The sequence below is a fragment of the Turicimonas muris genome (genome assembly GCF_002221595.1).
GTDB classification, from domain to species: domain Bacteria; phylum Pseudomonadota; class Gammaproteobacteria; order Burkholderiales; family Burkholderiaceae_F; genus Turicimonas; species Turicimonas muris.
The window spans coordinates 41,007-63,141 of the sequence record NZ_NHMP01000010.1; the positions used below are offsets into that span (position 1 = coordinate 41,007).

The following is a 22,135-nucleotide window of genomic DNA, read 5'->3' on the forward strand; positions in this document are numbered from 1 at the left end:
CGGAATTCGCAGTGCTTTTTCAGTTTGAAAGCGGATTATTTCGACGGCTTCCAAGTTAAAAGCCTTAAACCATTTGCAACAACAATCAAGCAGGTGCCTGTGTCTGCAAATACCGCCATCCACATTGTGGCCATTCCTAAGAAGGTCAGAGCAAAGAAAATGGCTTTAATGGATAAAGCAATAATGATGTTCTGACAAAGAATCTTGAAAGTTTCCTTAGACAGTTCTATAAATGCGGGAAGCTTTCTCAAATCATCGTCCATTAACGCGACATCGGCAGTTTCAATTGCGGTATCTGTTCCTGCGGCACCCATGGCAAAGCCAATATCGGCTCGAGCAAGAGCAGGGGCGTCGTTAATGCCGTCACCGACCATACCAGTGACATCTTTCTTCGCATAGCGATCAACAAAATGCTGTTTTTCTTCAGGAAGAAGATTTCCCTTAGCCATTTGAACGCCAACTTCTTTACCGATTCTTTCAGCGGTTTTAGAGTTGTCTCCGCTTAAAAGGACGGTCTTTAAACCCAAAGAATTAAGCTTTTCGATAGCTTCTTTAGAGTGAGACTTAATGGAGTCAGCTACTCCGAAACAAGCCAGCACCTTCTTGGAACTGGCTAGAACCAACGGAGAGCAACCTTTTTCGGCCAAAGCAGAGAATTTATCTCGGATGGTTTGGCTCTGGAGCAGATAGCGATCTAAACCTTTTAAATTGCCCAAATAATATTCCGTACCTTCAATTGTTCCTACTACGCCTTGGCCCGGGAGGGCGGTAAAGTCATTAACCTCGGCAAGCTTAGAACCTTGAAGTCCGTGAGCTGCGGCATGTTCGGAGACTGCTTTGCTTACCGGGTGAGAATTCCGGTCGGCCAAAGCGGCAGCCAGAGTTAATACGGTGTTCGGATCTACGTCAGTTAACATCTCAACTTCTTGAACCTGAGGCTTGCCTTCAGTAATAGTGCCGGTCTTGTCGAAAGCAATAAGCTGAAGTTTTCTCCCTTTTTCCAAGTAGATTCCGCCTTTAACTAATATTCCGCGTTTTGCTGCGTTAGCCAAGCCGGTGACTATAGTTACAGGAGTAGAAATTACCAAGGCACAGGGACACGCAATAACCAACAAAGTAAGGGCCTTGTAGATCCAGCCGTACCAATCTCCGTCGAGTGCGAGGGGAGGAATAACGGCCGTGGCTAAAGCAATTAAGAAAACCAGAGGTGTATAGACCTTAGCGAAACTGTCAACAAATCTCTGAGTAGGTGCACGAGAACTTTGAGCCGATTCAATGGCGCTGATAATTCTCGCTGGCATTGAGTTCTGAGCTGTTGAGGTTGCTTCGTAAATAAGCTCTGAATTTTCATTCAAAGAGCCCGCAAAAACAGCATCACCGGGTTTCTTGTCTACCGGAAGACTTTCTCCGGTAATTGCACTTTGATTCAACGAAGAGTTTCCTGAGATGACTTTGCCGTCAACCGCTAGTCTTTCGCCGGGCTCTACACGAACGGTGTCGCCGACGCGGACATCATCGGCTTCAATCTCCTCCCATTTACCGTCTTTTTGTACCGTAGCTTTTTGGGGTGTCATGGAAAGAAGAGAGCGGATCGCGCCGCGTGCTTTATCCAAAGAAAGCTGCTCAATAGCCTCGGAAATTTCAAAAAGAACCATGACCATAGCAGCTTCTGCCCAGGAACCGATTAATACGGCACCGGTCACGGCTACGGCCATTAGGGCATTCATGTTAAAGTTGAGGTTCTTAATGGCAATAAAGCCTTTTTTATAAGTCCCTACGCCAACAAAGAGGATGGCTGCCACGGCCAATGCTATTGAAACGTATTCATTTAAATTCAACAGCTCGCATGCTTCCGAACCAAGTGCAAGAATTAAGCAGAAAATATATCTCCACCAATTGATTTTGGTCGGTTTAAATTCCGAGAGACTGGTCTTCTGACCCTCAATCACTTCAGGATCGTATTCGAGAGATTTAATTGCAGCTAAGATAACCGGCAGTTGTCCCGGCAGATAAGACACAGTAAGAATTCGGTTCATCAAGTTAAATTGGAGTCCGCTAACACCTTCGATGCCGTTCAGTTTCTTGCGGATGAGACCTTCTTCGGTCGGGCAATCCATTTGAGGGATTCTGATCTGGGAAGTTTGCTTTTTGTTATCGACAACACGCTTGAGTTTCAGATTGTTTTTTGAGAAGGCTTCTTCAATCGCCGGGAGGGACTCCGGAGTATGAATAATGCGCAGCCCTTCCGGGGTTAGATTAACATCATGAACGCCGACTAATGAACCGAGAGTTGCAAAAAGCAGTTTATATTGAGTGGGCTTAACCTCTGAGACATTCCAGTCCGTATCCATGCTGTTTTCGACGTGGGAATGGTCGTGGCCGCAGCAACAATGCTTATCATGAGAATGAACGTGTTCTGCACAGCAAGCGTGACTCTCATGATGCTCATGTTTTTCTTCATGATGATGTTCGCATCCGCATCCTGCATGTTCATGTGAATGACACTCATGATGTTCATGATGGTTATGAGCTGAGCAGCACTCTTGATGTTCGTGCGAATGAGACTCGCAGCAATGAGTGCCATGCTCGTGAGAACAGCATTCGGTTTCGGATTTGGAAGAGCTGCTTGTTTCTGAGGTTTCGTGATGATGACCGCAGCAGCGATGTTCTTGAGAATGGGCGTGAACAGAATTTGCTTTTAAGGCATCTTCCAAGCAACGACAAGGCTGTCCGGGATACTTTCCGCAGTTGCACATTTTAGTTTCAGAGTTCCCTTTGATATTCTCGGGAGAGTCGTGCGAAACAGCTTTTTGTGTCTGTGGCTGAAGACTTCCGTTTTCGGGCGCTTGTTTTATATCATCCTTCATCGTTATTTCCCAATATGTTGTTTATGGGATAATTTAAAATCCTATAGTTACTTTAGAGTCAAGTTAATTTAGGGTAATTTCTGATGAAGATAGGTGAATTAGCAAAAATAACAGGTTGTCAGGTTGGGACCATTCGTTTTTACGAGACCTCCGGCCTTCTTCCAGCTGCGCCAAGAACACAAGGAAACTACAGGGTTTACGGAGAAGAACACAAAAAAGCGCTGCAGTTTATCCTTCATTGCCGTGCGCTGGATTTATCGATTGATGAAGTAAAAGAATTAATCAATCTCAAGAGCGCTCAGGCTAGTGACGCCCGTAAGGCTCATTCAATCATCGAAAATCATATTCTCGAAATTAATAAAAAGATTACTCAGCTTGAATCATTAAAGTCTGAGCTAGAATTTTTAGCCCATAAATGCGGACACGATCACCGAGAAGAGAAGGGCGAAACTTGCTGTCTTATTGAAGCGTTACACCAATAAAAAAGCGGGAGCTTCCGAGGGAACACGTACTCAAAAAGGCGAAAAAAGAGGATTCGAGCAAAGAGTAATTCCGGAGTTTTGATTATTTAAACTTATAATTTCTTTTCATTACATGAAAATGTTTTTCGCAAAATGATTATGATGTAAGAATTATTGTAGTTGCTTCATATTTTTGCGTTTTTTCAGTATCTTTATGCCTTATAAATTACCTATAATTAGGTAAATTACAAAGTTATAGAAAAAGAAAAATATATCTTTAAATAAAACAAAACAAGGGAAAAATGACGAATTCTAGTCATAAGCGAGCTGCAAAATCCGGATGGGGAGGAAAAAGAGCCGGAGCAGGACGAAAACCAGGCCCCGACGCTTCCGTCAGTAAGGTCACAACTGTAGTTCTTACCGAAGATCTCATTGCAAAACTCCGTGAGCTCGGAGGTTCGAAATGGGTTCGTGAGCAAATACAGAAGAGCGGAACTGAAAAAATTTCCAATCCAGATTCTCAGCCGTCTTTTTCAGAAAATACCTCATTGGATTTAAATAGATTATTAATCCATGATCCTCTCTCTTCTTTAATTTGTTCCGCACCGGACGATAGTGCTTTTTCTTCCGGCATCAAGCACGGGGACATGTTGATAGTTAACTCAAAAGTTCCTCCGAAAGAAAGTAATGTTGTTCTTGTTCGACACAATTCTTCTTACTCTTTAAGAAAATTTAGAATGGAAGGTAATGCAGTCACTCTCTCTATGGATACTCCGACTGGAGAAGTCGTATACTCCTTAGCCGACAGTGAATGCTGCATTTTGGGTGTAATCCAATACGTTATCAAAAGTTTGCCCTAGAGGATTTTTTGAGGCGGTCTAAAAATTCGTGAAATAATTACTGTTTTTACGGATTACGCGCTTTTTTGCGTAAATTTCCTGCCAAATAGGAGGGAGAATTGCAGGAAGAAATTTTTTCTTTGCCGCCGGTCCAGTCTGAGATTGAGGTAATCAAACTTCCGTCTTGGAAGAAAAAGTCGGATTTTGTTGCGGAAGAAGTTCCTGTCGCATTGGTTTATAACGGCCTTTCTCATGTTGTAATGATGTGCTCGCCGCAGCATCTGAAAGAGTTTGCTGTTGGTTTCTCTATTTCTGAAGGAATCGTTCCTGATTATTCCCATATCTTCGATATAGAGATTAAACCGGGCTGTCACAATGGTCTTGTTGTAGAAATGGAGATATCTCCTCGCTGTTTCTGGAATCTCAAAGATCAAAGAAGGAGCATGGCAGGCCGCACCGGCTGCGGAATCTGTGGTACGGAAAATTTAGATAAGGTCTATAAAGAAGTTTCTCGTCTTCCTAACACCTATACTTTTGATTTGAAGCATTATCATTTCGGCCTCCAGAAAATCAGAGAGGCTCAGCAAATCGGAGCCGCGACCGGAAGTATGCATGCTGTTGCGGCTTTAGACAGTGAAGGCAATTTTTTAGGAGGCATTGAGGATATCGGCCGACACGTAGCTCTCGATAAAGTCTTGGGCTTAAAAGCGATAAATAATTGGAAGAAGGAAGTCTTATTTTTAAGTTCTCGGGCCTCTTTCGAAATGGTTCAGAAAGCTGCAGTTTCCGGCATTGAAATCGTCTTTGCTATTTCTGCTCCGACCAATACTGCTATTGAACTGGCGAGAAAGGCAAATATAACGTTAGCCGCATTTTGCAGAGAAAACTCAGCTAACGTTTACACAGCTCCTGAGAGATTCCTCGGATCTTTCTGATCCGGATGTTTTTCTTAACGCTCGGAAGACGTATCGTCTTTATTTTTGCTTTCCTCTACTTCTTCAGTGACATGGTGAACAAGGAGCAAGGGCAGGTGGCAGGCAGAGCCGATTCTCATCGCTGTCGACCCCATCATCATGGAAGTAAACGCCCCTCGCCTATGGGTGCCTAATATCAGCAGCGATAAGTTGTTCTCTACCGCATATTTAGCGATTTCTTCTGAGGGATCTCCTTTTAGGAGGACTACTTTTGCCTCAATATCTTTGTTTCTTAATTCTTCATAAATTGGCTCGACTTTCTCATCAAAAGGTATCCTTTGTTCTCTTTCGAACTCTTCCTTTGTCATGGCGGGAGCACCGAATGCTGAGACTTCAGGAATAATCAGTCCGCTATGAGGCGTAATGACATTGATGAGATAAAAGATAGGATCTTTGCCGAATAACTGCATATGTTGCTGGGCATATTTAATTGCGGCATTGCTGTATTCAGATCCGTCAATGCAAATTCCAACACGCATTCTGTCTTCAGCATACTGAGATTCCTTCCTTAAGACCAGCATCGGAGCTTTGGTAGAAGCGAGCACGGAGGAGGTTTTAGAGCCGAACAAAAGACCCTTAACAGGTGTTCTCCCGTGCGATCCCATAATAATCAAGTCAGGTTTAATTTCCTTGGAGACCTTAACGATATTTTCTGTTGCACGTCCGAAGCACACCTTGGTTTTTACCTTGTAACCGGCTTCTTCAAGTTTCTTTTTGGCCGGTTTCAATATAGCTCGGCTCTCAGCATTTTGGAGCTCTTCAACAACTCCGTTTTTGAGTTTGTTTTCAATAGATGAAGGAATTTTTTTCTGAACATTGACTAAGAAGACTGTATTAGTAAATTTTTTAATGTCTTCCAAATGAGAGAGGTAATTGATGGCTTTCTTGCTATAAACACTGCCGTCCAGAGGAAGAAGTATTTTCATAAATGTCCTTTGTAGTTCTTTTGACTCCATTCTAATTTTTTCGGATGACAGAATCATTACTTTTTGAGAATGCAAAGAAGATTGAGAGTGTGAGTGACTGTTTTAGGAAGAACTATAGAAATGATAGGTAATTCCTAGAATAGTAGAAGTCCTTAGATTCGACGGTGCTTTGTGACTTCCTGTAACTAGCTATATTTCCACATTCCTTTGCGTGTTCTTCTAACGTGATGATTTAATTGAGGAGGGAAGGAAGGAGTATTCTGACTGTAAATTTTGTTTACTTGTCAGCCCCAAAAGCTAAGAGTTTTCCCGTTTTTTTTATTTGTTAAATATGCTTAGAATTCTCGTGAGTTCGAGCAATATCGAACATAAAAATAACTAATCCTCGTTATCTTGATTGTTGTGGGAGTTTAATTTGACAAGTCCGACACTCGTTCGATTAATTTCTTTGGTTGTATTGGTATTCATGGGTTTGACCATGTTTGCAACTTATTCTTTAGCAGTTCCGATGGCATAGCTTGTCATCGCTCAAAGTAAAAAACAAAACAACCCCCGGATAGAAATAACCTCTTGCAGTTAACTTTGTCATTTGGATAAGGTTTTCACCTAGGAATTGGAAGAAAAGCTTACCAATTTAAGTTGTTCTCCTATATAGTTTCCACTTTCTTAATAATATGAACGGCTTGAGAAAATGGATATCACGGCTTTAAATGCTTTAATTCCTGTTTTCGACTTTGTAGGAATCGTTGCCTTCGCCTTATCCGGGGTTTTTGAAGGTATGAAAAGAAAAATTGACCCGGTGGGGGTCTTTATAGTGGCTTTCTCCACGGCTTTTGGCGGTGGGATGCTGCGTGATTTGATTATTGATAGACGACCTTTCTATTGGATCGATCACGAGGCTTATGTTCTTGCTACCTTCCTCATTGTTGCAGTTGCGCCTTGGATAAATAACTTTTTTGAGAAAAGAAAAAATGCTCAGGATTGGTATATTTTCGCTGACGCTATCGGTTTAGGCATCTTCTGTATTTCCGGAACTTCTCTTTCTCTCGCAGCCAACGTTCCTTGGCTTTCTTCCGTCATTATTGGTTGTATTACCGGCGTATTCGGCGGTCTTATGCGTGATGTATTCTTGAATAAGATGCCGGCTGTTGTTTCTGACCGCTCCCCTTATGCTTCTGTTGGCTTCTTAGGGGGATGGTTCTATATCATGCTTCTAGAGCTTGGACTTTCTTTAGAATGGTCTCTTTGGATCGGTATGATTTTTATCGTTGGTTTAAGAATGTCCTGTGTAATTTTCAACTGGAAGATCAAATACTTGGAGCCAAAATCTTATACGGATCACGACCGTTAATTTGGAATTCTTTCTTCAAAAACAACAAAGGGGATGTTGCAAAATTCGATGTTTTTCGAGTTAGTACTTCCCCTTTCTCCTATACCCCTTTTTAGCTATCTCGTTAGGTTGTAGTTTTCGCTTCTTTTCCATTCGGTTTTTTATTCTTTTTGCTGATGGAGTTTTGAAAGTTTCTGCCTTTAAATTTTCAGGAGCAACCCAATAAAACGGGAGCACGCCGGACATTGCAAACCTAAGATATTTTCTTATATTCATCCCTAGGCAAGTCAAGGCGAACTCGACTGTTACCCTTCCCATCGAGCGTCGTCTGAACCTTTTGTAGTCCATATTCTGCTTAATTACTCCGAAGGCACCTTCAACCTGACAACTCCTATTAACTCTGATTTCTATGCCTTCGGGAGACAGAAGTCTGTCTCTAGCTTGTTGCTTCAACTGGACCCAACGTGGTTGAATTTCAAAAATCCGGCTTCTTTTCGATTTGCTTTTTAAGAAGCGTTTGCAATAGCCCTCAAAGTCACATTTAGCGCAGCTTTTGACCAGGAAGAAAGCATAGTCCGCCTTGGAATAATAGCCCTCGGGACACTGTATTCTTTCTCCCACGCGCCCTCCCAAACACCGGATAGTTTGCGTATCGATGTACTCATAAGTGGCAGGATTTCTTCCAGTCTTTTCACCGTTCCAGGCTGTGTATTTGATGAAGGCTTGGATTCCTTTCTGTTCACAATATTCATAATTGTTAACACTTCCATAGCCTGCGTCTGCGCAAACTCTTTTGGGATAAATTCCGTACCATTGGAAGAATTGGTCTAATGTCGGCGCAAGAGTACGCGCATCGGTTCTGTCTTGTGACACGTAGTACGTAACGATAAAACCGTTACTCACTAAGATTTGGGTGTTATACGCAGCATGCATTTGGCTACCTAACCCACTGTAGTAATCTTCCTTCAGGCACATGGCAGTAGCATCGTGGTCGGTTTTGTAGTAAGAATTCCTAGATTCTCCGCAGATAGCTTTTTTCTCTTCGTACTCAATTGATTTTATTAGGTACTGAGAAAGCTGAGATTTCATTTTTAAAAGAGCCTTTTCACCACCACCTATGAGGGTTGAAGATATTTTTTCTGCATCTTCTATTTTTTTCATAATAGTTTTTGCCGGAATAACTCCTTCGTTGGGCAGACCTTCCTCTAGATGCATTAATTTCAATAGGTTAGCCACTTTCTCACTTAGTCGAAGATGAAGAGTCGTGGGTTTCCAAACAAATTTGTACTTGTTAGCGTTGGCTTCAAATTTGCTTCCGTCCAAATAGAGCGTGTCCATATCTTTCCCGCATTCGGAAAAGATGCGCTTCATTATTGTCGCAAAAATAGCAGGCATATTTGGAATTAAACTTGTGACGAACCGAGAGAAACTCGCTGCACTTGGCTGGACGTCCCCGATTAAGTAAATGATTCTTAGATCCGTGAAGCAGGCCGTCTCCATTTCTCGGAGAGAGGCTTTACCAAGGGCAAAGCAATATAGAACCGCAGCAAAGAGTCGGCACTGGTCGATTTTTGGTCTGCCAGGCTCAGAATCGAAGTTTATCTGCTTTAAGTATTTTCCAGCAGATGATTTCTCTAAAAGTAACAAATATGCGTCAAGTTTTTTACGCTCAGATAGCGGAAGGGGACAGGCATAAAAAAGCAAGTCCTCAGAAACGGTAAAATAGGCCATGGTAAGTGTCTTTGGTATAGAACACTTCACCATAGCATGCAGGGGGTTCGATTCCCTCTGTTTGCTTTTAAATCAACGGGATAATTCTTATATAGAATACTTTTTGTCAATAGAAGAAGGGCTGTGAAAATCCCTCTTAGGAAGAGGGAATTTTGCAACAGCCTCTTTGTTGTTTTTGGCTTAGTGCTAAATCGTTACGCCGTAAAGTTCTTTGAAAACCTTTCTTGTCACGGAATCTAAAAGCTTCACAAATTCGGCTTTTCTTTGATCCGCATCGATCTTTTGATTTCTGAAGTCTTTGAAATCAAAATTTTCTTCTTTCACAATCTTTTCCACAAGGGACTTCCAAAAGGCAGGAGATTCGCTTTGTTCCCATTTGCCGCGGCCGCGGCCGAAATGTGCAACGGCTAAATAAAGCAATACTGTTTCTACCACGAAGCCTTCCATTGCGGATGGACTCCAGCTGATAAGATTTTCCTTCGTACCTTTCTTTACGTTGTAAGCAGTAGCTGCTCCGACGCCTCCCAAAGCACCGGCAATAGCACCGCCAATGGTTCCGGCACCTAACGTTAAACCTCCCGTAGCGATATCTGCAGCTAATCCGGTTACAGCACCGCCTGCCACAGCACCGAATAGCGTAGCGGCTGTTGTATCGATTTTTTCTTCCGTCACCCAGTCAGTACGCATTCTTCTCAGAATTTCTCCCTTAACGCCTTTTCCTTCAAGGCCGTTAATGGAAATCAGCTTCTGTGTTAAGTTGCAAAGCCAATCTGCAGCTCTTGTAGAAAGGGCTACTTGAGCGTCCTGAATTTCACCATGAAGATCTTTTTTGATGAAACCAAGAGTTCTGCCAATCGCTCTAAGTCTTTCAACCAAGGACTGTGCTGCAAGAATTTCTTTATCGTTGCTGAGTTTGACCAAATATCCGGCCATGGCATCCATAGAGCTGGAGTAAAGAGCCTGTTTTTGCCTTACCCAGGTGGCCTTCAAAGAAGTAAATGCCGCTTGCTGTTCAGGGGGCAGTGCTTTGCCGATTTCATCCCAAAGTTCATATTCTTGCGCCCAGCATCTTGCAAATGCATCCAGAGGGAGAACAGCAACAATGAATTTGTAATTGCTTAAAAAGTCTTTCCACAACTGAACTTCTTTGTTTTCTTCTTCCCGCGGAAGAATCTCTCCCATTTGGTTCAATAGGACGATGACCGGCTTATCAATCCAAGTAAGGATTTCCATTTCGGCCTTGACGTAAGGCACGGAGTCCGGGGATTCGCTGGCATTAACCAAATACAAGATTACGTTAGAAATGTCCTTGATATGTTTCAGCGCTTGCTGATTCAGCCAGAGAGTCCTGTCGGTTAAGCGATCCCAAACTTCACTGGTAAACCACCCGATAGGATTGCTTCTTCCCGCAAGACGTTTAGCTAGGCGGACACTGTCTCCAAATCCCGGAGTATCCCAAAGAATCAGTTCGCTGTCATCAGGGGCACGAAGCAAAACATAGTCTTCAGGTTCGGTTGTGACGTGTGAGCGATCCTCCACCTCTCCGATATCTCTTCCTAGAAGAGTTCTGGCCAGAGTCGTTTTACCAACGTTGGTGTGGCTCACTAAAGATAAATTGATTTTCTGGGGATCTTGTTTCATGTCTAGATCTAATGATGGTTAGATGTTTTATCAAATTCTTCCGAGATTTCTTTAACGTTTAAAGAATCTAAATTAGCAAAGGCATAGGGAACGGCTGTGCTGTCCAAGAATGTAGACCAATTCTTCTTTCTTTCTTCGATTCTCTTAGGAGTTCCGGAGAATCTTTCAATAAAGACGTCTGAATTAATAAGGACTTTGCATGATGCCTCATTTTTATTGCACAAATCTCGGATATCTTTGGCGAATTGAATATGTACTTCTTTTTCCGGAGTGGCAGCCATCGAGAAAACAATCCAAAGCTCTTCAGCTTTACCGTTTTCGATTGTTGGAAGAGGAGTATCTTCATGCGCTGTCGGCTCGAAAATAAACTTGTTCCCGGACTGATTAATCGCTAAAGAAAGATCCTCAATATTGTTCTTTTCTTCCGTTGTAAGGTCTTTTCCGAAAGGTAGTACTCTGATTGTCATTGATTGTCCATGCCACTGTCGAATAATGTTTTGATAATAAGGTGTTTGAAGATTAATAGGAAAGTTGTTTTTAATGAAATTTGCTCTCACCTTGTTATAAAGGAATAAGAACAAGCGAGGGATGATAACGATAATTGCCGTTGCGGTAATTAATCGAATCATCCAGTAAGTTGCGGGAACTCCGGCGGGAGTGACATCAAACCGCATATTTTTGACAACTTCAGTATTTAACGTCTGAAAGAGATTGTCGTTGCTTGGAAGGATGTTATAGACCAAATTAAGGAAGGCCAGAACTGCGTTCGGTTTCTCAGCAAGCCAGGTGCTCTCCCATCCGGCCGTATAGGCTGTTCCCCAGCCTCTAATGCCGATTGAAAAGATAAGACCCAACCCAAAACACATTGCCGACAAATGGAGAATACAGGCAACGATTCTGCGTAGGTAGGGAGCTTCAGCCGGTATCCAAATTTTAAAGAATTGGGTAAGAGTAGGACTTTTCTTACTTGCAGTCGTCTGAATCTTGGTGAACGAAGAACTTAAAAGCTCTCTCAAAGGTCCTGCTCCGAAGGTCTTTTCTTTTCTTACGCAACGTACGATGAAGGAGACCATAAGCCATATATATATCAAGATGTTCCATAAGAACAAGCCGAGAAGAGGGGGAGACAGTAAGTTGATTTTGTTGCCGGTCGTTGCCAGTTCATCAGTAATGACGCCAAGCAGAAATGCAAGACAAACAAAAATAAGCCCGATAGTCCATACTCGTAAGTCTGAGGGTTCCGGCTGAAGAAGTTCCGGTGCTTTTTGCTTTAGAAGATCGAGAACTTTCGTCGCACGAGTCAGGAGGAAATCTTTTTGAGAACCGCTTTCTCCCACTTGCAAGGCTGCTTCTGAGGTGCATGTAGAGCTGTCTTCGGCAGTAAATTTTTTCTGTTCGAGCGCCGATAATTCAAGGATGCGGGTCCAAGTCAACTCTTTAACATCATCAATGCTTAATTTTTTGTTTTTATCTGCCTTTGATGAGGTGTTATTAGCTTTGCTTTTACTGTTAAACATATCACTGCATTTTCAAAAGATACTGCATTATCCCGCAAGATAAATTGAAAATGCAGGGAGCCACACAAATTAAGGAATCAAGGTGTGTTTTCTTGTAGAGAAGTAAATCCTGCTTCTATGAGGATAAAATTATCCAAAAAATTAGGATAAAAAATGCAGGAAATATTAATCAATAGTTCGATTCATGAGGCAAGAGTAGCTGTACTGGAAGACGGCACTCTTCAAGAATTACGGATCGAAAGATTCGCAGAGGCTTCCCTGATTGGAAATATATATTTAGGTATTGTCGGAAAAGTTCTGCCTGGAATGCAGTCGGCTTTTATAGAAATCGGCCTTCCTCGGGCTGGATTTCTTCATGTCGGAGATATGCGCCAAGCACAGCAAGAAAACGGAACTGCACCCATAGAAAAACTTCTTCATGAAGGACAAGTTGTTTTAGTTCAAGTAGCTAAAGATCCGATTGGGACAAAAGGAGCCAGGCTGACAACTGAAATCAGTTTAGCGGGCCGTCTCCTTGTATATCTGCCATTTGATTCTCATATCGGAGTTAGTCAAAAAATTGAAGACAGCGCTGAAAGGGAACGCTTAAAAGAAGCTGTTGAACTGATAACCAAAACTGAAGGTCCGCAAAAAGGCGGCTTTATTGTTCGGACGAGCGGTGAGGATGCTCAGCCGGAGGACTTCGTAAATGACATGAAGTTCTTGGTTAAACAGTGGCAGGAAATTGAAAAGAAAACTCACGTCACACCTGCACCGGCACTTCTTTACTATGATGTTTCTATTGGGCAGAAAGTATTAAGAGACCTCGTAAACGAGAAAACATCCAAGATTCTTGTGGACAATCCTCACGTTTATGAAGAACTCAGATCTTTTGCAGAGAAGTTCGTTCCCGACTCACTTGGCTTGCTTTCTCTTTATCAAAGCGAAAGACCCTTGTTTGATCAGTACAATCTTGAAGCCGAGATTCAAGATTCTCTGAGCCGGCGCGTGAATTTGAAATCCGGAGGTTATTTGATTCTTGACCAAACCGAAGCTATGACGACGATTGACGTCAATACCGGAGGCTTTGTCGGAAGAAGGGACTTTGCAGATACAATCTACAAAACAAATCTTGAAGCTACGCATGCGATTGCACGACAGTTGAGACTGAGAAATCTCGGAGGCATTATTATCGTGGACTTTATCGACATGAATAATCCCGAGCATCAGGCAGGCGTCCTGTCAGAGCTTAGAAATGCGGTGAAGAATGACAGAAACCGGATCTTCATTAGCGACTTTACAGAGCTTGGTTTGGTCCAGATTACGCGTAAAAGAACTCGAGAGTCTTTGGCCCATTTAATGTGCGAAACCTGTCCTACCTGTGGAGGGCGAGGCGAAATCAAAACTGCAAGGACAGTCTGCTATGAGATCTTGCGTGCAGTTTTGCGTGAATATCATCAGTTCAAAGACGCTAAAGAATTCACTATTCTGGCTAACCAGAGCGTTATCGATATGTTTTTAGACGAAGAAAGCGAAGCTCTGGCTTTATTAGGCGACTCAATACAGAAGCCGATAAAACTTCAATTGGAAAGTGAATTCCTTCAAGAACAGTATGACGTTTTAGTTAAATAAATGGTTTCTTATAAAGATTTTGATTTTTTTGTATTTGACTGGGACGGAACTGTTCTCGACACCATAAGTTCAATCATCTGCAGCTATCAGTATGCCTGCAAAGAAATGGGATTTCCGGTGCCGGACGATGATGTGGTTCGTTCAACGATCGGTTTAAGTACGGAAAAGTGTCTGAGAATTTGCTGTCCGGATTGTCCTCCCGAACGGTTTTCGGAGTATTTTGGTTTTTATACAAGTCACTATCTGCCTCGAGAAGCAAATTTGCAGCTCATAGACGGCATGGAAACTCTTTTAAGAGATATGCATGCCGCAGGGCTTCGTTTAGGGATTGCTACCGGAAAGAGCAATAAAGGAATGAAGCGCGTTTTAACTAAATACGGTTTGGAGGAGTTGTTTGAAAGTGTTCAAACTGCTGACGATAATTTTTCCAAGCCAAATCCCTCCATGCTTTATTCGATCAGTGACGATTCCGGAGTCGAGTGCTCGAAAATGCTGGTAATCGGAGATTCTTGTTTAGATCTACAAATGGCTCAAAATGCCGGAGCATCTTCGGTTGCAGTGACTTACGGCGCGGCTAAAAAAGAAGATCTTCAGAAAATGAATCCGCTATCTCTGTGCGGCTCAGCAGAAGAGTTAAGAAAGTTTTTAAGGTTGTAAAGATGGAAGAGAAAATAGCCAAAGATTTTTTGGCAGCAAGAAACTATGCAGACAAAATTCTTATAATGAAAGACTCGACGGCTACTGTGGATTTGGCTGCACAGGCACTTGGTTGTGAACCGGCGAGAATAGCGAAAACTTTGAGCTTTGATGTTAGAGAAAAAACCGTGATGCTTGTTTGTGCAGGTACTGCAAAAGTAGATAACAAAAAGTTCAAAGAGACTTTTTCAACCAAAGCAAAAATGCTTAGAGCTGAAGAGGTGGCCGACAGGACGGGGTTTCCTGTCGGCGGAGTGTGTCCTTTTACTGAACAAAATGACGGTTTGGAAATATATTTGGACGATTCTTTGAAAGTCTTTGATTACGTTTATCCTGCTTGCGGAACACCGAATACCGCTATTAAATTAACTATTCAAGAACTGGAGGATTTAGTTGAGCCAAAGTCCTGGGTGGCAGTAACTAAGTGATTAATGAGGCCTTTTGTTTAGAAGTACTCCGCAGCCGACGGCAATGACAAGACAAGAGAAGATAGAGCAAATGAAGGGCATTGCCAGAGAGGTGTGCTGCACTATGTAGCCGAAAAGCGGTGGGACAAAAAGCATTCCTCCGTAATTGAAAAGCGCAATTGTGGAGCTTGCAATGGCGGGGGAAACTCCCGGGACTTTTCCTCCGGCGCTGAATAGAATGGGCACGATAGGGGAGAGCCCGGCGCCTAACAGCGCAAAACCAATGAGAGTCAGAAGAGGAAAAGAAGGAGTAAGTACAACTAAAAGGCCTCCAAGACTGCTAAGAACTCCTCCGGCCGCAGCAATCGTTTTGTCTCCGTAATTATCTCTAAGCCTGTCACAGAATAATCTGCAGCCGGCTGTGGCTAAAGAAAAGAATCCGAAGGTAAGGGCTGCAATGGCTTGGGACACGCCGTCAAGTGATGCCATGTAAAGGCTGCCCCAATCGACAACGACACCTTCGGTTTCTGAGGCAAGAAGACAGAAGACTCCGCAAAAGATAATGAATAACGGGACAGATTTAACGGACTTTGTTCGTTCCGTTTTTTCTTCATCGCTTTCTTTATCATCAAAAAGTCTTTTTGAGGCGAGAGGAATGAAACAGGCGTAGGGCACACCCAAAATTAAAAAATTCAAATAGGGGTCAGCACCTAAAGAAGTCAGTAGGCCGCTTGCAAAGGAAGCAGCCGCGGCTGCAAGCGCAAAAACCGCATGGAGAAAAGATAATCGAGATTTATTTTCTGCTTTTTCCAGTAAAACGCCTTGTACATTCATTGTGACATCGACGAAGCCAAGAGAAAGACCCAGTGCGGCTACACAAACAAAGAAAACGTAGATGTTAGGAGAAAGGCCGCAAAGAATTACGAAGAGAGGACAAAGTAAAGCTGCGATAGTGATTAAGCGTTTGGAGCTGTATTTCGCTGTAAGTTTTGGTGTTAAGGCCATTGCACACAGGCTTGAGCATCCTAGACAAAACAAAATAAGTCCCACAATTGCAGGATCAATACCAAGTCTCTGAGATAAAGCAGGCATCCGAGATGTTAGTAAGCTGAACGAAAGTCCGGGAGCGGCAAAAAAGTATGCAACCGAGAGTAATTGAATAGAACTTTTGTTAAGCATGTGATTCCTTCTCAAGAATATTTCGCCTTTGCCTTGAGAAAGAGTCCGATTGAAAAAGGTGCGCAAACCACTCGGAAGCCACCATTATAAGATAGAAGAAAGGAGATAAGTCAAATAGAAATTTTTTCTATACCGACGAAAAAAATCCCGAAGGGTTAACTTCGGGATCTTTAGCAAATTAAAGATTTAACTTTTGATTATCTGGCCTTTTTTACACCGGCCTGAGCTTCTTTGATCAGAACCGGATCAGGATCGTTCTTCTGTTCTTCAGAGACGCCTTCGCCAGTAGCGATCTTGACGTTGGCCCAGTATCCCCAGTGATAAGCTGCATCAGCTTCACTGACTTTACCGTCGCCGAACATCAAGCGGGCTGTACCACGGTACGGCTGGAAGATGCCGCCGCCAAGGTAAACGTGACCCAAGCCGAACACGATGAATACTAAGAAAGCGACGATGTGAACTGTCTTAGCAACAAACAATGTTGTCTGGGAGAAATGGATAGCCCATTCACCGCCAGGGAGCAGACCTGTGTTGAGCCACATGATCATGCCGCTGATGGCTGCGAAGATACCGGCGAACAACAAGGTGCCGTCAGCAACGCGCTGCATACTCTTAACTTCTCTCTGAGGTGGCATGTGAACTTTGCCAGGAGCGAACAAGTATGGAAGGAACTTCTTAGCGAAGATGTAGTCGTCTTCATCCCACTTTCCAAAAATGTTCTGGCAGAACAAATGCTTTGCTCCTTTCAAGGAGAAGAAGAAGGCATACAACGGCACGAGGATGAATGGAATAGCGGCCAAACGGTGCAGCCATCTCATCGCAATAGTGAACTCTGGACCGGCCCAAGCATTAGCAGCCGGGACGAAAACAAAGATTCCGCTGAAAATTAACAGAATACAGCAGATGGCTGCTGTTCCGTGGGTGAAACGAGCCAGAAAAGAATGTCTCTTGATATATTTTTCAACCATGATTTACCTCTTATTTTGACCCTTGATCAGCTTGATCTTTTTTCATTTTGTCGAGTTCGTCAACAACAAGCTTGTCGCCTTCTGTACGTTGACGTGTTGTCCATGTCTTGCGTGCTTCTTCAACAGACAGTTTCTTGCGTCTGTAGCCGATAGCAGCAATCAAGGAGACTGCTAAGCCGCCAGCTGTTGCAATGGCAGCAAGTCCGGCAGCCGGTTTGGAGAGCTGAGACATGGAGACCATTGGAGAGAGCTTCGGATCTGCCGGAAGATCGGCAGCTTCGCGACCAAACTTGCAGACTTGAAGAATGTGCAAACCGCCCATTTCTTTTTCGCCGTAAAGTTCAGCTTTGTCATAGCCTCTGGACTTCATGAATTCAACACGTTCCTTACCAAGCTTGATCATCTCATCACGAGGACCAAAGTGGAGGGCGCCCGGTTGGCAAGTGGAAACACAAGCTGGTTTCATACCGTTTTCAAGACGATCCCAGCACATTGTGCACTTGTCGATCTTGGCTGTGTCATCGCCAACGCCGTAGTAACGTGGAACATCGAACGGGCAAGCCATCTGGCAGTACTGGCAGCCAATGCAGATATCTTTGTTAACGGAAACTACACCGTTAGGCTGAATCTTAAGAGCACCGGTCGGGCAGACCATGGCGCAGCCAGCTTCCGTGCAGTGGAAGCAGGAGCGTCTTCCGAAAGCCCATTCCACCGGTCTGACCTTGCTTTCAGTTCTTTTTTCTTTGAAAGTCATGATCAAACGGTTGCTTCCATTCAAGTCCATAGGAGCTTGGTAGCTTCCTGTGAACTTGTTTTCGTTCAAACCGAGTGGTGAGAACAAAACGTTCCACTGCTTACAAGCAATCTGACATCCTTTACATGCTGTGCACTTGGAGGAGTCAAAAAGCATTGCTACTTCTTGATTAATATATTTAGTAGTCATTTATTTTACCTCCTTAGGCTTTCTCAACATTAACGAGGAACGCCTTATATTCAGGAATATAAGAGTTTGGATCGCCTACGTTTGGTGTCAAATCATTCATTGTGTCACCGGTTGAGAAGGCAGATGCCCAGCTCCAGTGGTGAACAAGTCCGATTGTGTGAACTGGTTTATTGTTAACAGTCATTGGTCTGAGACGTACTGTTACCATTGCCCAGGCTACGATAGAACCGCGTTTGTTAAAGACTCTGATTCTGTCGCCGTTTCTAATGCCTTTTTCTTTAGCCAATTCTTCGGAGATTTCAACGAATGGCTGAGGTTGTACCTCAACAAGCCAAGGAATATTTCTTGTTTGTGTACCGCTCTGCCAGTGTTCTGTAATGGAGTAGCTTGTTGCAACAATCGGGAATTCTTCAGCGTTACCGCGTTGAACATTCTTCCACTGTGTGAACTGAACCATTGGGCTGTCATTTCTTCCGTTAAGAAGGTTCTTGACAGGAGATTCATACGGTTCATAGTGCTCTGGCATCGGACCATCTTTCATCGGGTAAGCAAACAATCTGGAGTGCTGTTCCCACGTCATAAAGAAGGCGTTGTCATTTGGTGGGACTTGAACAACTTTACCGTTTTCAACCTTAGAAGTTACGAAGTCACCAACGTCGTTGTTAACCCATTTTTCCCCGTTCCAAGAAACAAGCATCTTGTTTGGATTCCATGGTTTGCCCTGTGGGTCAGCAGAAGCTCTGTTGTAGAGAACTCTTCTGTTTGCCGGCCATGAGAAGGACCATTCGGAGTAGAGGCCTAAGCCGGATGGGTCATTTAAGGAACGGCGTGCACATGGCTGTTCCATCGGATCCCACTTAGCAACTTCATTGTTGTAGAAGCCGCCGAAAATCCAGTCGCCGCAGGCTGTTGAACCGTCGGCTGTCAATTGATGATAGCCGCCAAGGAGTTTGCCAGTCTTGGTGTTGTAACCATTGAGTGCGTGAGAAACGCTCTTAACGTCGAGGTGGCCCATTGGGTCTCTGTAGTTCCAGTTGACCTTAAGGATCTGTTCTGGGTTTACACCGCCTTCATTAGCATAGATCTGACGAATTCTAAGGAACAAACGAGAAAGGATTTCGAAGTCGCTCTTAGCCTGACCCTGCGGTTCAATGGCTTTCTGTCTCCATTGCATCCAGCGGCCAGAGTTATTAATGGATCCTTCTTTTTCATAAATCAAAGCTGCTGGCAACATATAGACGGTAGTATTGATTTTTGTCGGATCCATGTCCGGAGCTTTCCAGAAGGAAGCAGTTTCTGTTTCGAACCAGTCAGCAACGACAAGCCAGTCAAGCTTAGCCATAGCATGTCTTGTGAACTTGGCGTTAGAAGCAGAGTGAGCCGGATTCATACCCCAGACTAAGTAGCCTTTAACTTGTCCTTCGTTCATGTACTGGAAGGAAGGAATAGTACTATCGTTGTGCTTCAAGGAACGTTTCGGAAGAAGGTCATAGCAGTAATCGTTCTCAGCTGTAGCGTTTTCACCGAACCATTCTTTAAGCAAGGAAACCATGAATTTTGGTTTGTTCATGTAGTAACCGGCTGCGTATGTTTCAGCGGACAAGTAGGCATTTAATGTCGGATGCTTTTGGGAGATTGGCCATGCCAAGTATCCAGGCGTGAAGTCCATTGTTGCGCCAATGTCGGTTGAACCCTGAACGTTTGGTTCACCGCGCAATGCGTTGATGCCGCCGCCGGCAACGCCAACGTTTCCAAGGAGAAGCTGGACAACGCACATAATACGACAGTTCTGAGAACCGTAGGAGTGCTGAGTCTGTCCAAGGGCGTAAAGAATGTTGCCGCTCTTTTCTGGTGCTCCGGAAGCTGCATATGTCTTGTAAATGAGTTCAAGCAATTCCGGATCAATGCCTGTAACTTCATAAACTTTTTCAAGGGTGTAACGGGAATAATGCTTAGCCATCAAGTTAAGTACGCAGTGTGGATCCTGTAAGGTCGGATCTTTCTTAGGTACTTTCAATGCAGGAGCATTAAATTTTGGAACGCCCGGGTTGTTAATCCATGCGCCGTTGGCACCTGGTTCAGAATCCCATGGAATGACTTCTTCTGTCTGATACATCCATGTTCTGTTGTCGTATGCGTGTTCTTTATCTTCCCACCCTGTGAATAAGCCGTCATCAACGTCAAAGTTGAAGTCTTTATTGATGAGGTATGTGGCGTTGGTATAGGCCTTGACATACTCTTTCTGATAAAGGTTGTTGGAGAGAATATAGTTGATCATACCGCCGAAGAAGGCAATATCTGTGCCCGGACGGATATGAGCAAAAATATCGGCTTGAGAAGCTGTTCTGTTGAATCTTGGGTCAACAACAATCCATTTAGCGCCTTTATCTACTGCTTTATGAACCCAGCGGGAAGACAATGGATGGTTTTCTACGTTGTTGGCACCGATGGAAAGAATGACGTCTGAGTTTTGGAAGTCGCACCAGTGGCTGGTCATAGAACCACGGCCAAAGGATGGGGCCAAGCCGGAAACTGTAGAAGAGTGGCAAACACGAGTCTGGTTATCGATCTGAACGACACCCAAAGAACGTGCAAATTTCTGAACCAAGTAACCTTCTTCGTTATTGAGCTGAGCAGCGCCGAAGCTGGCAATACCTTCGCAGCGGTTTACTGTAACTCCGTTTTCAACAGCTGTGTAGGATTCGTCACGTGTCTTTTTGATTGCACGTGCGATTTCATCAATGATCTGGCTCCAAGAGATTGGTTCCCATTCCTTAGAACCCGGTCTTCTAACCAAAGGCTGTGTCAGACGATAAGGGTGATTAATGAGTTTCTGTTTCGGAGAAACGATGTCTCTAAGGCCTGTTAAAGCAGAACCTTTCGGGCAAAGGCCGCCCAAGTTGCAGGGGTTATCTGGGTCGCCTTCAATGTTAACTAATTGTCCGTCTCTGACAGAACAAATTGTGCCGCAGCCACCGGAGCAGTAGCAGCAAATATTTAAGAACTCTTGAGTATCGTGCAGCTTCCAAGGTTTGACTTGTCCTGGAACAAATCTGCCGGCAGCTTTTGCGCTGAAGGCAGCAGAAGCAAGACTAAATGCTGCAGACGATTTTAGAAAATGTCTTCGTGTAGTTTGCATAATGCCTAGAATTCCTTTTCCGAGGTGCTTCCAAAAAAGGGGGTGGAATTTGCCTCAGACGATAGTAGTGTTGGGGGATCCAACTATTCCAAGGAACTATAAAAGTGAATATTCAAACAGACAATCATCCACTCGGCTTAATGGGCAATTATTAAGAGTTATAAAAATATATACATCATTAGTTATAGAATTTGTCTAGATTGATTGAACGCCAGGGAGTTTACAAAAATAGGAGGGTATTGCTGATCATTCAAGAACGGACGATATTCCTATCTAAACGGATGAATTGTGAAATCTAAACTTACAATTGATAATACAAATTAAAATATTTTTTCCTGTTCTTGCGTAAGAAATGTGGCTTTTATATTAAAGAAAACACTTAGCAGGTTATTCAAGAAAACCCTTATTTATACATTGATCTTGATAACTCTTTTTGGTTAATAAGTAAGAGATTTACGCCGGATCCTTCTTATTATTGAGTTACTAATGTGAAATTTTTTCACGGTTTTTGGAGATAAAGATGTCACTAGTTAAATGGGACGTTTCAGTGCCGGAAGAGTTAAATGATGCCGCCATGAAATATCTAGCCGAAAGCGGACAAGGAGTCGAAGGACTTTCAAATTTGGTCGCAACAGCAGTAGGTAAATTCGTTCAGGATCCTAGAGCTCTGGATAAAGAAAGTGATGTGACCGAAGGCGAGCTGAATGACTTAATTGCTGCTTCTTTGGCTAAGTTCAAAGAAAAATACAGCGGAATAACTGAAGGAGAAATCCGGGACATGATTAATCAGGCGGTCCAAAAGACGAAAGAAAAGTATTCTGGAATCACCTTTGGTCAATTCAATGATATGGTCAATGAAGGAGTCAAAACTCTTAAAGATAAGCTAACCAAGTAAGAAACTCTCTT

The 22,135-nt window shown here is 43.4% G+C and carries 17 protein-coding genes; 8 read left to right on the forward strand and 9 right to left on the reverse strand.

Going from position 1 to position 22,135, the window contains the following annotated elements:
• Positions 1-35: 35 nt before the first annotated feature.
• Positions 36-2,867: a heavy metal translocating P-type ATPase gene (locus ADH67_RS11680; RefSeq protein ID WP_236578487.1), complete on the reverse strand. Its 2,832-nt coding sequence runs from the start codon at positions 2,865-2,867 to the stop codon at positions 36-38.
• Positions 2,868-2,950: 83 nt separating this feature from the next.
• Between ADH67_RS11680 and ADH67_RS11685 the strand changes: the two genes are divergently transcribed.
• The 3 genes from ADH67_RS11685 (at position 2,951) to fdhD (ending at position 5,102) form a co-directional block, all read left to right on the forward strand.
• On the forward strand, positions 2,951-3,349 hold the full coding sequence (locus tag ADH67_RS11685) for a MerR family transcriptional regulator (RefSeq protein WP_066592397.1): 399 nt from the start codon (positions 2,951-2,953) through the stop codon (positions 3,347-3,349).
• Positions 3,350-3,630: 281 nt separating this feature from the next.
• Complete coding sequence (locus tag ADH67_RS11690; RefSeq protein WP_066592394.1) at positions 3,631-4,188, forward strand: S24 family peptidase; 558 nt, start codon at positions 3,631-3,633, stop codon at positions 4,186-4,188.
• A 98-nt stretch (positions 4,189-4,286) separates the two neighbouring features.
• A complete protein-coding gene (gene fdhD / locus ADH67_RS11695; protein WP_084081461.1) occupies positions 4,287-5,102 on the forward strand; it encodes a formate dehydrogenase accessory sulfurtransferase FdhD in 816 nt (271 codons plus the stop codon).
• A 14-nt stretch (positions 5,103-5,116) separates the two neighbouring features.
• On the opposite strand, the gene ADH67_RS11700 is transcribed toward fdhD, so the two are convergent.
• The gene (locus tag ADH67_RS11700; RefSeq protein ID WP_066592386.1) at positions 5,117-6,067 is read right to left on the reverse strand and encodes a universal stress protein; all 951 of its coding nucleotides are present in this window, start codon (positions 6,065-6,067) and stop codon (positions 5,117-5,119) included.
• Between the two features lie 691 nt (positions 6,068-6,758).
• Between ADH67_RS11700 and ADH67_RS11705 the strand changes: the two genes are divergently transcribed.
• Complete coding sequence (locus tag ADH67_RS11705; RefSeq protein ID WP_066592378.1) at positions 6,759-7,418, forward strand: trimeric intracellular cation channel family protein; 660 nt, start codon at positions 6,759-6,761, stop codon at positions 7,416-7,418.
• A gap of 60 nt (positions 7,419-7,478) precedes the next feature.
• On the opposite strand, the gene ADH67_RS11710 is transcribed toward ADH67_RS11705, so the two are convergent.
• From ADH67_RS11710 to ADH67_RS11720, 3 genes are all read right to left on the reverse strand, one after another.
• Positions 7,479-9,128, reverse strand: coding sequence for a transposase (locus ADH67_RS11710; RefSeq protein WP_066592376.1), 1,650 nt, complete (start codon positions 9,126-9,128; stop codon positions 7,479-7,481).
• 186 nt (positions 9,129-9,314) lie between these two features.
• Complete coding sequence (locus tag ADH67_RS11715) at positions 9,315-10,769, reverse strand: DUF3482 domain-containing protein (RefSeq protein WP_066592374.1); 1,455 nt, start codon at positions 10,767-10,769, stop codon at positions 9,315-9,317.
• An 8-nt stretch (positions 10,770-10,777) separates the two neighbouring features.
• Positions 10,778-12,286: a DUF2868 domain-containing protein gene (locus ADH67_RS11720; RefSeq protein ID WP_066592372.1), complete on the reverse strand. Its 1,509-nt coding sequence runs from the start codon at positions 12,284-12,286 to the stop codon at positions 10,778-10,780.
• A 153-nt stretch (positions 12,287-12,439) separates the two neighbouring features.
• Between ADH67_RS11720 and ADH67_RS11725 the strand changes: the two genes are divergently transcribed.
• The 3 genes from ADH67_RS11725 to ADH67_RS11735 are packed head-to-tail and all read left to right on the forward strand — an operon-like array spanning position 12,440 to position 15,021.
• Complete coding sequence (locus tag ADH67_RS11725; RefSeq protein WP_066592369.1) at positions 12,440-13,897, forward strand: Rne/Rng family ribonuclease; 1,458 nt, start codon at positions 12,440-12,442, stop codon at positions 13,895-13,897.
• Positions 13,898-14,554, forward strand: coding sequence for an HAD family hydrolase (locus ADH67_RS11730; RefSeq protein ID WP_066592366.1), 657 nt, complete (start codon positions 13,898-13,900; stop codon positions 14,552-14,554).
• A gap of 2 nt (positions 14,555-14,556) precedes the next feature.
• Positions 14,557-15,021, forward strand: a complete 465-nt coding sequence (locus ADH67_RS11735; protein WP_066592363.1) for a YbaK/EbsC family protein — start codon at positions 14,557-14,559, stop codon at positions 15,019-15,021.
• On the opposite strand, the gene ADH67_RS11740 is transcribed toward ADH67_RS11735, so the two are convergent.
• The 4 genes from ADH67_RS11740 to ADH67_RS11755 all read right to left on the reverse strand — a co-directional run bounded on the left by ADH67_RS11740 (position 15,022) and on the right by ADH67_RS11755 (position 21,229).
• Positions 15,022-16,179, reverse strand: coding sequence for an MFS transporter (locus ADH67_RS11740; protein WP_066592362.1), 1,158 nt, complete (start codon positions 16,177-16,179; stop codon positions 15,022-15,024).
• A 197-nt stretch (positions 16,180-16,376) separates the two neighbouring features.
• Complete coding sequence (locus tag ADH67_RS11745; protein ID WP_066592360.1) at positions 16,377-17,147, reverse strand: cytochrome b/b6 domain-containing protein; 771 nt, start codon at positions 17,145-17,147, stop codon at positions 16,377-16,379.
• A 10-nt stretch (positions 17,148-17,157) separates the two neighbouring features.
• The gene (locus tag ADH67_RS11750; RefSeq protein WP_066592355.1) at positions 17,158-18,090 is read right to left on the reverse strand and encodes a 4Fe-4S dicluster domain-containing protein; all 933 of its coding nucleotides are present in this window, start codon (positions 18,088-18,090) and stop codon (positions 17,158-17,160) included.
• Between the two features lie 13 nt (positions 18,091-18,103).
• A complete protein-coding gene (locus tag ADH67_RS11755; protein ID WP_066592352.1) occupies positions 18,104-21,229 on the reverse strand; it encodes a molybdopterin-dependent oxidoreductase in 3,126 nt (1,041 codons plus the stop codon).
• Between the two features lie 520 nt (positions 21,230-21,749).
• Here ADH67_RS11755 and ADH67_RS11760 point away from each other — a divergent pair.
• Positions 21,750-22,124 (forward strand): hypothetical protein, encoded by a 375-nt coding sequence (locus tag ADH67_RS11760; RefSeq protein ID WP_066592347.1) that lies wholly within the window; start codon positions 21,750-21,752, stop codon positions 22,122-22,124.
• The last annotated feature ends 11 nt before the right edge of the window (positions 22,125-22,135 follow it).

Coding starts and splice junctions, on each gene's coding strand:
- ADH67_RS11680 (WP_236578487.1), bottom strand. CDS start 2,867: ATGAAGGATGATATAAAACAAGCGCCCGAAAACGGAAGTCTTCAGCCA.
- ADH67_RS11685 (WP_066592397.1), top strand. CDS start 2,951: ATGAAGATAGGTGAATTAGCAAAAATAACAGGTTGTCAGGTTGGGACC.
- ADH67_RS11690 (WP_066592394.1), top strand. CDS start 3,631: ATGACGAATTCTAGTCATAAGCGAGCTGCAAAATCCGGATGGGGAGGA.
- ADH67_RS11700 (WP_066592386.1), bottom strand. CDS start 6,067: ATGAAAATACTTCTTCCTCTGGACGGCAGTGTTTATAGCAAGAAAGCC.
- ADH67_RS11705 (WP_066592378.1), top strand. CDS start 6,759: ATGGATATCACGGCTTTAAATGCTTTAATTCCTGTTTTCGACTTTGTA.
- ADH67_RS11710 (WP_066592376.1), bottom strand. CDS start 9,128: ATGGCCTATTTTACCGTTTCTGAGGACTTGCTTTTTTATGCCTGTCCC.
- ADH67_RS11715 (WP_066592374.1), bottom strand. CDS start 10,769: ATGAAACAAGATCCCCAGAAAATCAATTTATCTTTAGTGAGCCACACC.
- ADH67_RS11720 (WP_066592372.1), bottom strand. CDS start 12,286: ATGTTTAACAGTAAAAGCAAAGCTAATAACACCTCATCAAAGGCAGAT.
- ADH67_RS11725 (WP_066592369.1), top strand. CDS start 12,440: ATGCAGGAAATATTAATCAATAGTTCGATTCATGAGGCAAGAGTAGCT.
- ADH67_RS11730 (WP_066592366.1), top strand. CDS start 13,898: ATGGTTTCTTATAAAGATTTTGATTTTTTTGTATTTGACTGGGACGGA.
- ADH67_RS11735 (WP_066592363.1), top strand. CDS start 14,557: ATGGAAGAGAAAATAGCCAAAGATTTTTTGGCAGCAAGAAACTATGCA.
- ADH67_RS11740 (WP_066592362.1), bottom strand. CDS start 16,179: ATGCTTAACAAAAGTTCTATTCAATTACTCTCGGTTGCATACTTTTTT.
- ADH67_RS11745 (WP_066592360.1), bottom strand. CDS start 17,147: ATGGTTGAAAAATATATCAAGAGACATTCTTTTCTGGCTCGTTTCACC.
- ADH67_RS11750 (WP_066592355.1), bottom strand. CDS start 18,090: ATGACTACTAAATATATTAATCAAGAAGTAGCAATGCTTTTTGACTCC.
- ADH67_RS11755 (WP_066592352.1), bottom strand. CDS start 21,229: ATGCAAACTACACGAAGACATTTTCTAAAATCGTCTGCAGCATTTAGT.
- ADH67_RS11760 (WP_066592347.1), top strand. CDS start 21,750: ATGTCACTAGTTAAATGGGACGTTTCAGTGCCGGAAGAGTTAAATGAT.